Here is an 11,979-nt window from a genome sequence, read left to right as displayed (position 1 = left end):
CCGGCCCGCATTCCGCATCAAGTGCCCACACTTATCGGCTGTTAGTTTTTAAAGATCGTTGCGCAAATCGCGCAGCACCGCAACCACCGGTACCGCTTCGTTTCACGTCGCTGCGTCTGCAGCAGAGAAGCGGAATTATGGCGACTCTTCTTCGCTTCGTCAATAGTGTTTTCGGTTTCGCCTGAAAAAGCTGTGAATCACTTCCCTGCCGCGCTCACCACGGCGTCAATAGGGACAGCATCGGCCATCGCCGCATATCCCGCATCGCTCGGATGGATGTGGTCGCCGCTATCGAACGCGCGCTGCAAGCGGTCCGGCTGCGCCCGATCACGCAACGCCGCGTCGAAGTCCACGACGCCGTCGAACGCGTGACTGGTTCGGATCCACTGATTGACCGTCATCCGGATGTTTTCCCGCTCCGGGGGCAGAGAAGCCGGGGTCAGCGTCGCGCCGAACACCTTCACCCCATCACGCCGCGCCGCCGCGATCACCCGTTGGTAGCCGGTAATGAGATCGGCGGCACTCACCGGCGTATGGGGAAAATCGCAGTCGAGTCCACCATGCGGTGGCATCGCCGCGAAGTTGATGTCGTTGATGCCGATCAACAAGACCACCGCCTTGACGCCCGGACGCCGCAGCACGTCGCGGTCGAACCGGCTTGCGAGCGCATCGCCATAGCAAGGCGAATCGTTTAGCAGACGGTTGCCGCTAATGCCGAGGTTCACGATCGCGGTCGACTGCAGTCCACTCGCCGCCAGCCGGTGCGCCAGTTCGTCCGGCCAGCGGCGGTTCTGATTCAGGCTGGAGCGCATGCCATCGGTAATCGAGTCGCCGATCGCGGCGACTGTAGCCGACGGCTGCGCCGCCTCCACGGACAGCCCGGTCACCCACACGTATTGAGTGAACCGTCCGCGAAACGCCGCGGCCGAAGCGTCGGCACTGTGATTGCCGGGCGCCGACACGTAATTCACCTGGTTTGCAACGCGATGCCAGGCGACGATTCGCTGCTCCGGCCCCATGAACGCACTGATAGCGTATGGTGCGCCCGCGGAAAGCCCGATCGTGATCGGATCGCTATCCAGTTCCCCGCCCGGCGCAATGCTGACCTCGCCCCTGCCGCCGAACGTCACGCGACTTCCACCACCGTCAGCGGCTGCCGCGCCGCCAGCGGAACGGGCGATACGCAGTTCGTCGATGACAAGCGGCGTCTTGCCGTACACATTACTCAGGCGGATCCGCGCGACCTTTCCTGACAGCGTTGGATAGACGATCTGGCGGACCGTGCGCCCCGCGACTTCTGGCGCACGATACAGCGGCGGCAATTCAGCCCGCTGAGGGATGGGCTGCAAAGCGGTCGCCCAGACGGCAACCCAATGCTCGGGTGTTTCAGCGGCAACAGCGCTCGAGGAGACGGCAATAGAGATGCATTGGGCGAGCAACGCCGCGCCGGATGCGGCAGCCAGGCTACGAAGAGTCATTCGGATCATCGGTTCAAGGCGAAACGCGCATTGTGCCCGATCGCCGCGGTGGCAGCGGGTAGCGAGATTAATCGCAGACAATGGCGCGGCGGATGGAGCCACGGCTCGATGCTCGCTCCGGCTATACAGTTTGCTCACGCATAATCTTCAATGCCACGGCTTCGCCAACCTCGATCCCGTCGATAGCCGCCGAATAGATGCCGCCGGCGTACCCGGCGCCTTCGCCGGCCGGATACAGCCCTTGCACATTCACGCTTTGGTAATCGTCGCCGCGACGCACGCGTACCGGCGACGACGTCCTGGTCTCAACGCCCGTCAGCACCGCATCATGCATCGCGAAACCCGCGATTTTCTTCTCCATCTGCGGCAGCGCCTCGCGGATCGCCTCGATCACATAGTCGGGCAGCGCGGTGCCCAGGTCGGTTGGATGCACGCCCGGCTTGTAGGACGGCACGACCGAACCCAGTGCCGTGGACGGCCGCCCCGCGATGAAGTCACCCACCAGTTGGCCCGGCGCCATATAGTTGCCGCCGCCGAGCTCGAAGGCCCGCTCTTCCCACTTGCGCTGAAACGCGATGCCGGCAAGCGGACCGCCCGGGTAATCGTCCGGCGTAATGCCGACCACGATGCCAGCGTTGGCGTTGCGCTCCGCGCGTGAGTACTGGCTCATACCGTTCGTGACCACGCGCCCGGGCTCCGACGTGGCCGCGACGACGGTACCGCCCGGACACATACAGAAACTGTAGACCGTGCGCCCGTTGCTGCAGTGATGCACGACCTTATAGTCGGCTGCGCCGAGTTGTTTGTGACCGGCAAATTTGCCGAAACGGCTGCGATCGATCAGACCCTGCGGATGCTCGATCCGGAAACCGAGCGAAAACGGCTTCGCCTCGACGTACACGCCGCGGTCGTGGAGCATGTGGAACGTGTCTCGCGCGCTATGACCGACCGCCAGCACGACGTGGTGGCAACGCAGCGTCTCGCCGGTCGACAGCTCCAGGCCGCGCACCTTGCCGTCGTCGATGTCGATATCGTCGACGCGCATCTCGAAACGCACTTCGCCACCCAGTTCGTGAATCTTCGCGCGCATCTTCTCGACCATGCTCACGAGGCGGAAGGTGCCGATGTGCGGCCGGCTCAGATACAGGATGTCTTCCGGCGCACCAGCCCGCACGAATTCGTCGAGCACTTTGCGGCCGTAGTGCTTCGGGTCCTTGATCTGGCTGTATAGCTTGCCGTCCGAGAACGTGCCCGCGCCGCCCTCACCGAACTGCACGTTCGACTCAGGATTCAGCACCGACTTGCGCCACAGCCCGAACGTATCCTTGGTGCGCTCGCGCACCGCCTTGCCGCGCTCCAGGATGATCGGCCGGAAGCCCATCTGCGCAAGGATCAACCCGGCGAATAGCCCGCAAGGCCCCATGCCGATCACGACCGGACGCGGCGTGCTTAGATGCGCCGGCGCGCGGGCGACGAACTTGTAGCTCATGTCGGGCGTCACGCCGCAGTGCGGTACGTCGGCGAGTCGCTCGAGCGCGGCAGCTTCGTCTTTCACCTCGACATCGACGATGTAAGTGAGCTTGATGTCGGCGCGTTTGCGCGCATCGTGCGCGCGGCGAAACACGGTGTATCGGACGAGGCCGTCCTCAGCCACGCCCAGTTCGGCAAGGCGCGCGCGGACGGCAGCCTCGAGTGCGCTTTCGGAGTGATCGAGCGGGAGTTTGATTTCGCTTAGACGTAACATGAGTACCGGGAATGCACGGAAGGCCGGAAATTACGGCCAATTCGCGATTTTATCGGGTAAGTGCGGGGACGGGGCAGCAGTTGCCTTGATACGGGGGTCCGCCGCGGTTCTCAGCGAGCTTTACACGAACAGGGCAAGCCGCTCTCGCGTTTTCCATCAACAGGAAATCCGCAGAAAACATTATTAACCGACCGGTCGGTTGGTTTATACTACGTCGACACATCCAACTTCCGCAGAGAGCGTCCCCATGTACACGCAATCCCTGGATATTCCTAGCAATGTCGCACCGCTCGACGCGGACGCGACCTCGCCCGAGCAAGCGCAGTTCGATGCAGTCATGACCGCGGACGGCAAGGTAGAGCCTCAGGACTGGATGCCCGACGCGTACCGCAAGACGCTGGTCCGGCAAATCTCGCAGCACGCGCACTCGGAAATCGTCGGGATGCTGCCGGAGGGCAACTGGATCACGCGCGCGCCGAGCCTTAAACGCAAGGCGATCCTGATCGCCAAGGTGCAGGACGAAGCGGGCCATGGCCTCTATCTATACAGCGCGGCGGAAACGCTCGGTGTGTCACGCGACCAGCTGATCGCCGCGCTGCATTCGGGCAAGGCCAAATACTCGAGCATCTTTAATTATCCGACGCCGACCTGGGCCGACGTCGGCGTGATCGGCTGGCTCGTCGACGGCGCCGCGATCATGAATCAGATCCCGCTGTGCCGCTGCACGTATGGCCCGTATGCCCGCGCGATGATCCGTATCTGCAAGGAAGAGTCGTTCCATCAGCGCCAGGGCTTCGACGCTCTGCTGGCGATGATGGCCGGCACCGATGCGCAGCGCGAGCTGGTCCAACAGGCGGTGAACCGCTGGTGGTGGCCGGTCCTGATGATGTTCGGCCCGAGCGACAAGGATTCGGTCCATAGCAACCAGTCGGCGAGATGGGGCATCAAGCGCATCACCAACGACGATCTACGTCAGAAATTCGTCGACGCGACCGTGGAGCAGGCCAAGGTGCTAGGCGTCACGTTGCCCGACCCAGACCTCAAATGGAACGAAGCGAGCGGCCACTACGACTACGGCGACATCGACTGGGAAGAATTCTGGCGCGTCGTCAACGGCGACGGCCCGTGCAACCGCGAGCGCCTCGCGACTCGCGTCAAAGCCCACGAAGATGGCGCTTGGGTGCGCGAAGCCGCGCTTGCCCACGCCGAAAAGAACCGTCAGCGCGCGCAACAGCACGCCGCATGAATGGCGCTGCGCATCAAACGAATCAGGAGATCAGCGATGAACAAGGAATGGCCGATTTGGGAAGTGTTCGTGCGTAGCAAGCAGGGACTCGACCATAAACACTGCGGCAGTCTGCATGCCGCCGACGCGCCAATGGCGCTGCGCATGGCACGCGACGTCTACACGCGCCGCCAGGAAGGCGTGAGCATCTGGGTGGTGCCGTCGTCAGCGATCACGGCCTCCGCGCCGGACCAAAAGGCCGAGCTGTTCGAACCGGCGGGCGACAAAATCTATCGCCACCCGACGTTCTACACGCTCCCCGACGAAGTCAACCATATGTGAACGCGGCTATGACGATCACGCCCCAACATCTGCAATACGTGCTGCGCCTCGCGGATACCGCGCTGATCCTCGGTCAGCGCAACAGCGAGTGGTGCGGCCACGGCCCCATCCTCGAAGAAGATATCGCGCTGTCGAATATGAGTCTCGATCTGATCGGTCAGGCGCGGTTGCTGTACACGCACGCCGCCGCGCTCGAGCAGCAACTTACCGGCAACGCGCGCACCGAGGACGACTATGCGTACTTTCGTAGCGAGCGCGAATTTGCGAACTACACGCTCGCCGAATTGCCGCATTACGGTCCGCTGGCCGGCACCGCGCAGGCCGAGAAAGACTACGCGGTGACGATCGTGCGCAATTACCTGTACTCGACGTTGATGGCGCATCTGTGGACCGCGCTCACGACGTCCGCGGACGAACAGCTCGCGGCGATCGCCGCGAAGTCGATCAAGGAAACGACGTACCACGTCCATCACGCGAGCGAGTGGCTGATCCGTTTCGGCGACGGCACGGACGAATCGCATCGCCGCGCGCAGGCCGCGCTCGACTATCTGATGCCGTACACACGCGAGTTCTTTAGCGCGGACGCGCTGGAAGAGACGATCGCAGCAGCCGGCATCGGCCCGCGCACGTCGGAACTCGAAGCCGTGTGGCTCGCCGACGTACGCGCAACGCTCGACGAAGCCACGCTGACGCTGCCCGAACCGGTCAAACACGTAACGACCGGCAAGCACGGCGAGCATTCGGAGCACATGGGTTTCGTGCTCGCCGAAATGCAAAGCCTCGCGCGTCAGCATCCGGGCGCCACCTGGTAATCACGCGATGACGACCTCGACCGCCCCGCTCACCGCCGCCGCAGCCAACACAGCCGACCCGGCCAACCCGGGCGACGCCACGCTCGCCCAAGCGTGGGCCGTGCTCGAAGCGGTGCCGGACCCGGAAATTCCGGTGGTATCGATCCGCGAGCTCGGCATTTTGCGCGACGTGCGGCGCGCCGCCGACGGCGCGCTCGAAGTCGTGATCACGCCGACCTACTCGGGTTGTCCGGCGATGTCACAGATTGCCGAGGACATCGGCCGCGCGCTGCATGCAGCAGAGCTTGCGCCGTATCGCGTCGCGACCGTGCTTGCGCCCGCGTGGACGACCGACTGGATCACCGCCGACGCCCGCGAAAAACTGCGCGCGTATGGCATCGCGCCACCCACCGGCCAATGCGGCTCCGCTGCGGCGTCCACGTCACGGGAAAAAGTGCTGCGCTTCGTACCGCGCGCGCTGCCGGCACCGGCCTGCCCGCGCTGCCGCTCGGTGCGTACCGAGCGGCTCGCGCAATTCGGTTCGACCGCCTGCAAGGCGCTGTACCGCTGCCTGGACTGCCGGGAACCCTTCGACTACTTCAAACCGTACTGATATGGCCACCCCGCAATTTCATCCGCTGCGTATCCGCGAAGTACGCCCCGAGACTGCCGACGCGGTCTCGGTCGCGTTCGAAGTCCCGGTCGAGCTGCGCGACCAGTATCGCTTCACGCAGGGCCAGTTCGTCACGCTGAAAACGCATATCGACGGTGAAGAAACGCGCCGCTCGTATTCGATCTGCGTCGGTGTCACCGATTACGACCGCGACGGCGAGTTGCGCATCGGCATCAAGCGCGTGCGCGGCGGGCGCTTCTCTAAGTTCGCGTTCGACACACTGCAACCCGGCCACACGATCGACGTGATGACGCCGGATGGCCGCTTCTTCACCCACCTGAACGCCGACCAGGGCAAGCAGTACCTGGCGTTCTCGGGCGGCTCGGGCATCACGCCGGTGCTCGCGATCATCAAGTCCACGCTCGAAGTCGAGCCGCGCAGCACGTTCACGCTCGTGTACGGCAACCGCAGCGTCGACCAGATCATGTTCGCGGAAGAACTCGAGGATCTGAAGAACCGCTTCATGAACCGCTTCGTGCTGTATCACGTGCTGTCGGATGATCTGCAGGACGTCGAGCTGTTCAACGGCGTGCTCGATCAGGACAAATGCGCGGCCTTTATCGAGCACCTGCTGCCGGCTGACGCGATCGACGAAGCGTTCATCTGCGGCCCAGCGCCGATGATGGATGCCGCCGAGGCCGCGCTGAAAGCGGCCGGCGTGCCGCCCGCGAAGGTGCACGTCGAGCGCTTCGGCACGCCGTTGCCGCAGGCGGGCGTGCCGCCCGTCGAAATCACCGAAGACACACCGGCCGCCGACCTCGAAATCGTGCTCGACGGTAAGCGGCGCAAGCTCCGCCTGCCGTACCAGGGCGTAAGCGTGCTCGACGTCGGCCTGCGTGCGGGGCTCGCGCTGCCATATGCGTGTAAGGGCGGCGTCTGCTGCACCTGCCGCGCGAAGGTGCTCGAAGGCGAGGTCAAGATGGAAAAGAACTACACGCTGGAAGAGCACGAGATCCGCGACGGCTTCGTGCTGACCTGTCAGTGCCATCCAGTCAGCGACCGCGTGGTCGTGAGCTACGACGAGCGTTGATTCGAGGGCAGCGGCGGCCCGGTTGCACGCGCGTGCTAGCCCGGCCGTAGCCCAGCCGTTAACCCGTCGTGGCTCGGCGCCCTGCGCGCCTGGCGCGACGCGCCACCGCGCGGCGACCGCCGCCGCTTTCAGCCATTTCGCTATCCGCTTACACTAGGGACCGCTCGTGCGTCGGAACATCGGTTTGCGGTCGACGAGCGGCCTCTTTTGTCACAGCCGGAAGCGTCATAGCTAGCCCTTGCCAATGAGCATGATTCACCTCACCAATGGCGACGTCGCCGCCGAATCGCTTCGCGCCGCGCTCGCCCGGGCCGACCGCGACGATCGTGTCCAGGCGTTACGGGACGATCTGGCCGTCGGTCCGCTACGCGGAGCCGACGACGGCCCACGACTGCGCGCCGGATTCTGGGAGCGCGTCAGCGCCGACCGGCGACGGGATTTCGTGCAGGAGTTCCGCGATCAGGCCGCGCTGCTGAACAGCCTCGCGAACGGCAGCGCGAATGTGGTGGTCTGGCACGGCGAAAGCTCGTCCGACCAATTGATGCTGCGCCGCGTCTGCTACTACCTGCGCAATAGCCCGCAGCGTTTGAACGAGGTCCGCCTGTCGATTGCCGATCTCACCGATCCGCTCGCCTGGGCGCATACCCGCAAGGACCGCGCGACCTCGGTCGGCATGTTCGCACCGGACGTGCTGCTCGCCCGTCTATCGGACGCCGCGCCGATTCCCGTACTTCGCATCAGCCGGCTCGCGCTCGAATGGCAGGAAGCCAAACATGCTAACGGCGAGACGCGGCGCTGGCGCGACAATACATTCACGAGCAGCAGTTTCGCTGAACTGGACGCGCTGATCCTCGAACGGGCAACTGACGACTGGCAGCCCGCCGCGCGCGTCGCCGCCGATGTGATGAGCGCCGAACTGTGGTTCCTCGTCAGCGACAGCATCGTGCTTTGGCGCATGCGCGAACTGGCAGCCGTGCGACGCATGCGCTTGCGCGGCGACGCGAACACGTGGCGTTCGCTCGAACTCTGCTCTCATCCATAACAACAGACGACCATGGCCCGCACCCGAGCCCCCGATCACGAAACTCAGCGCGAGCAGATCCTCGAACTCGCCGCCGCCAAATTCGCGCAGACCAGCTACCCGAGCACATCGATGGCCGATCTTGCCGCGGCAAGCGGCACCTCGAAGGCGCGCCTTTATCACTATTACGAGAGCAAGGAAGCGATCCTGTTCGATCTGCTCGACCGCTACACGAAGCGGCTGATGCTGATCATCGCCGAAGTGGAAGGTTCGAGCCAGCGGCGTGGACTAAGCGAGCGAGAAACCTTCGCCGAGCTGATCCGCGCGTTTCTGTCCGAATACGAGACGTCGCACAGCCGGCATGTCGCGCTGCTCAACGACGTCAAGTATCTGGTCGACGCGCAGCGCGAGACCATTCTGAACCGCCAGCGCGATGTGGTTGCCGCGTTCGCGCGCCAGCTCGCGCGTGCTTACCCCGATCGGGCCACGCGCGACAACCAGACCGCGTTGACGATGATGGTGTTCGGCATGATCAACTGGACGTTCACATGGCTGAAGCCGGACGGACGGATGGGGTACAGCGAATTCGCCGAGCAGGTCGTGGGCATGGTCGAGCATGGTTTGGGGTCAGCACCGGAGAAATGAGGCTGCGGGGTTCCGACTCGCCCCGGTGGCGCAAAGTCACTTTTCGGGGTTGACGCGCAGCAGCAATATTCATACCGACCGCACCCGGCGCACCGGGGTGCGGCGTCGTGTCACGAACGCTGCCTTCACTCTAATTTCCCTCTATTTTTCAAAGACTTACGAGCTAACGCGTGCGCTTTAGACAGACGGCTCGGCGTTATATACGGGTTTTCCCTAGTGATCACCATGGGTTTCCGCTAAAATCGGCGTTGCAATGCATCAATCGCCCGATCAAACAAGGAGAACCCGACCATGAACACGCTCACAACTGGCACCGCCGAGCCGATCGCTCGTAACGATCGTGCATCGCTGTCTGGAGGCCGTGCGCCGATTCTGGTTCGTGAACTCACCGCGATCGATCGCGAGCGGCTGCTCACTCACTTCCTCGCGCTCGGCGAAGACGACCGTCTGTTGCGTTTCGGCCAGATCGTGCCGAATCGCGTGATTGAAAACTACGTACGCGCGATCGACTTCACACGGGAAACCGTGTTTGGGGTGTTCAACAGCAAGCTGGAATTGAGCGGCGTCGGCCACCTAGCGTATTTGCCCGCGGAAGGCGACAAGCGCACCGCCGAATTCGGGGTATCGGTGCTCGAAAGCGCGCGCGGTCAGGGCATCGGCTCGAAGCTGTTCGAGCGCGCTGCGATCCGCAGCCGCAACACCCATGTAACGATGCTGTATATCCACTGCCTGTCACGTAATTCGACGATGATGCACATTGCGAAAAAGGCCGGCATGAAGATCGAATACGCGTACGGCGAAGCCGACGCCTATCTGACACTGGCGCCGGCCGATCAGTCGAGCATCCTCGCCGAAATGCTGCAGGAGCAGGCCGCCGTGTTCGACTACGCACTGAAGCGCCACGCGCGCCAGGCATCGCGATTGTTCGAGTCGTTCATGCCGGCGGCTGTCGCTGCCTGAATAAACGCTAACGGAAATCAGAGAGGGGCGGCCGCCAAGCCGCCCTTTTTTGTATTCGCGCCGCGGCAGTTGGGCCGTACGTGCCACCTGGCGATCAGGCGCCGCGATCCTAAAGAATAGGCAGCGCCGTTGTTTCCTTGATCTTCTCCAACGAGAAGCTCGATTTCACGTCGATTACCGACGGGTGCCGCAACAGCTGGTCCTGTACGAAGCGCGAGAAATGCGCCATGTCTTCGACCTGAACACGAAGCAGATAGTCCATTTCGCCGGTCATCGCATGGCACGCGACCACTTCCGGCCACGTCTGCACCGCTGCGCCGAACAGATCCGCGTGCGTAGCCTCGCCATGCGGACTGAACGCGCGGCCACCGCCCTTTTCCAGCCGCACGCTGACATACGCAAGCAGGTCGAGCCCGAGCCGCTGAGCGTCGAGCAAAGCGACATAGCCGCGAATCGCCCCACTCTCCTCGAGCCGCCGAATCCGCCGCAGACATGGACTCGGCGACAGATTGATCCGCTCTGCGATCTCCTGGTTCGACAGCCGGCCATTCTCCTGAAGGATGGCCAGAATGCGCCGGTCTATTGCATCTATCTCTAACTTAGCCATTTTCTGCCGTCTCACCTGCTAACCGCGCTAGTTATTTGCTCAAGCGTACTGTTGCGCGATCAAGTTCGCAAGTTTTCGCCTTGCCGGCAGTTCTACACTTGCTCTACCCGGTCGCGTTCAGTCGGCCGTCTCGTGCGCTTGCCAACAGCGCTCCCCCGACACCTCGTAACTGACCAGAGTGAGTGGCGAATCGCTCACTCGGATCGGCGGCACAGGAAACAGGAGACAAACAATGCAGGTTTCAACTTGGGAAAATCCGGTCGGTACCGACGGCTTCGAATTCATCGAGTACACCGCGCCGGATCCCAAAGCCCTCGGCCAACTGTTCGAGCAGATGGGCTTCACCGCCGTCGCGCGTCATCGGCACAAAGACGTGACGCTGTATCGCCAGGGCGGCATCAACTTCGTCGTCAACGCTGAAAAGGATGCGTTCGCGCAGCGCTTCGCGCGCCTGCACGGGCCGTCGATCTGCGCAATCGCGTTTCGCGTGCAGGATGCCGCGAAGGCCTATAGCCAGGCGCTCGAAAAAGGCGCATGGGGCTTCGACAACAAAACCGGCCCGATGGAGCTGAACATTCCCGCGATCAAGGGCATAGGTGATTCGCTCATCTATTTCGTCGATCGGTGGCGCGGCAAGAACGGCGCGGCGCCGAACAGCATCGGCGATATCGACATCTACGACGTCGACTTCGAGCCGATTGCCGGCGCGAACCCGGATCCGGCCGGCCACGGTCTCACCTATATCGATCACCTGACGCACAACGTGCATCGCGGCCGCATGCAGGAATGGGCGGAGTTTTACGAGCGTCTGTTCAACTTCCGCGAAGTGCGTTATTTCGACATCGAAGGCAAGGTGACCGGCGTGAAGTCGAAGGCGATGACCTCGCCGTGCGGCAAGATCCGGATTCCGATCAACGAGGAAGGCTCCGACACCGCGGGCCAGATCCAGGAGTATCTGGACGCGTACCACGGCGAAGGGATTCAGCACATTGCGCTCGGCAGCAACGACATCTATCGCACGGTCGACGGTCTGCGCGCATCGAACATCTCACTGCTCGACACGATCGACACCTACTATGAGCTCGTCGACCGCCGCGTGCCGGATCACGGCGAACCGCTCGATGAACTGCGCAAGCGCAAGATCCTGATCGACGGTGCGCCGGACGATCTGCTGTTGCAGATCTTCACGGAAAACCAGATTGGCCCGATCTTCTTCGAGATCATCCAGCGCAAGGGCAATCAGGGGTTCGGCGAGGGCAACTTCAAGGCGCTGTTCGAATCGATCGAGCTCGATCAGATCCGCCGCGGTGTCGTGCAGGACAAGCACTGACCACGCGGAGCCGTCGCAAAACGGCTGGCACATGAAAAAAGGGCGAGGATCGCAGGATCCTCGCCCTTTCCATCTGCGCCGCCGGCCTCATCCGGGCAGCGGCCGGTTATCAAATGACGCATCGCCCATGCGA

13 protein-coding genes are annotated in these 11,979 nt (G+C 63.1%); 10 read left to right on the top strand and 3 right to left on the bottom strand.

Annotation, left to right across the window (positions count from 1 at the left end):
• On the top strand, positions 1-185 hold a 185-nt coding region (locus VGH68_RS16855), incomplete at its 5' end, for a hypothetical protein (RefSeq protein ID WP_331604790.1).
• 12 nt (positions 186-197) lie between these two features.
• On the opposite strand, the gene VGH68_RS16850 is transcribed toward VGH68_RS16855, so the two are convergent.
• Together VGH68_RS16850 and VGH68_RS16845 are read right to left on the bottom strand one after the other, a co-directional pair.
• Positions 198-1,478: an SGNH/GDSL hydrolase family protein gene (locus VGH68_RS16850; RefSeq protein WP_331604793.1), complete on the bottom strand. Its 1,281-nt coding sequence runs from the start codon at positions 1,476-1,478 to the stop codon at positions 198-200.
• 121 nt (positions 1,479-1,599) lie between these two features.
• Positions 1,600-3,222: an NAD(P)/FAD-dependent oxidoreductase gene (locus VGH68_RS16845; RefSeq protein ID WP_331604789.1), complete on the bottom strand. Its 1,623-nt coding sequence runs from the start codon at positions 3,220-3,222 to the stop codon at positions 1,600-1,602.
• A gap of 247 nt (positions 3,223-3,469) precedes the next feature.
• Between VGH68_RS16845 and paaA the strand changes: the two genes are divergently transcribed.
• The 8 genes from paaA to VGH68_RS16805 all read left to right on the top strand — a co-directional run bounded on the left by paaA (position 3,470) and on the right by VGH68_RS16805 (position 9,909).
• The gene (gene paaA / locus VGH68_RS16840) at positions 3,470-4,468 is read left to right on the top strand and encodes a 1,2-phenylacetyl-CoA epoxidase subunit PaaA (RefSeq protein WP_331604788.1); all 999 of its coding nucleotides are present in this window, start codon (positions 3,470-3,472) and stop codon (positions 4,466-4,468) included.
• Positions 4,469-4,789 carry a 1,2-phenylacetyl-CoA epoxidase subunit PaaB gene (gene paaB / locus VGH68_RS16835; protein ID WP_331604787.1) on the top strand — a complete coding sequence of 107 codons (321 nt, stop codon included), beginning with the start codon at positions 4,469-4,471 and terminating at the stop codon, positions 4,787-4,789.
• Positions 4,790-4,797: 8 nt separating this feature from the next.
• A complete protein-coding gene (gene paaC / locus VGH68_RS16830) occupies positions 4,798-5,601 on the top strand; it encodes a 1,2-phenylacetyl-CoA epoxidase subunit PaaC (RefSeq protein WP_331604786.1) in 804 nt (267 codons plus the stop codon).
• 7 nt (positions 5,602-5,608) lie between these two features.
• Positions 5,609-6,193, top strand: coding sequence for a 1,2-phenylacetyl-CoA epoxidase subunit PaaD (paaD, locus tag VGH68_RS16825; RefSeq protein ID WP_331604785.1), 585 nt, complete (start codon positions 5,609-5,611; stop codon positions 6,191-6,193).
• Position 6,194: 1 nt separating this feature from the next.
• Positions 6,195-7,283 carry a 1,2-phenylacetyl-CoA epoxidase subunit PaaE gene (gene paaE / locus VGH68_RS16820; RefSeq protein ID WP_331604784.1) on the top strand — a complete coding sequence of 363 codons (1,089 nt, stop codon included), beginning with the start codon at positions 6,195-6,197 and terminating at the stop codon, positions 7,281-7,283.
• Between the two features lie 244 nt (positions 7,284-7,527).
• Positions 7,528-8,325: a DUF1835 domain-containing protein gene (locus VGH68_RS16815; protein ID WP_331604783.1), complete on the top strand. Its 798-nt coding sequence runs from the start codon at positions 7,528-7,530 to the stop codon at positions 8,323-8,325.
• A 12-nt stretch (positions 8,326-8,337) separates the two neighbouring features.
• Complete coding sequence (locus VGH68_RS16810; protein ID WP_331604782.1) at positions 8,338-8,949, top strand: TetR/AcrR family transcriptional regulator; 612 nt, start codon at positions 8,338-8,340, stop codon at positions 8,947-8,949.
• Between the two features lie 291 nt (positions 8,950-9,240).
• On the top strand, positions 9,241-9,909 hold the full coding sequence (locus VGH68_RS16805) for a GNAT family N-acetyltransferase (RefSeq protein WP_331604781.1): 669 nt from the start codon (positions 9,241-9,243) through the stop codon (positions 9,907-9,909).
• Between the two features lie 109 nt (positions 9,910-10,018).
• Here VGH68_RS16805 and VGH68_RS16800 read toward each other — a convergent pair whose 3' ends face one another.
• A complete protein-coding gene (locus VGH68_RS16800) occupies positions 10,019-10,516 on the bottom strand; it encodes an Lrp/AsnC family transcriptional regulator (protein ID WP_331604780.1) in 498 nt (165 codons plus the stop codon).
• Between the two features lie 232 nt (positions 10,517-10,748).
• Between VGH68_RS16800 and hppD the strand changes: the two genes are divergently transcribed.
• Positions 10,749-11,846: a 4-hydroxyphenylpyruvate dioxygenase gene (gene hppD, locus VGH68_RS16795; protein WP_331604779.1), complete on the top strand. Its 1,098-nt coding sequence runs from the start codon at positions 10,749-10,751 to the stop codon at positions 11,844-11,846.
• Positions 11,847-11,979 lie beyond the last annotated feature (133 nt).

It is taken from the genome of Paraburkholderia sp., from assembly GCF_036488505.1.
Classification (GTDB): Bacteria; Pseudomonadota; Gammaproteobacteria; order Burkholderiales; family Burkholderiaceae; genus Paraburkholderia.
This window is presented reverse-complemented; position numbering and strand designations above follow the sequence as displayed.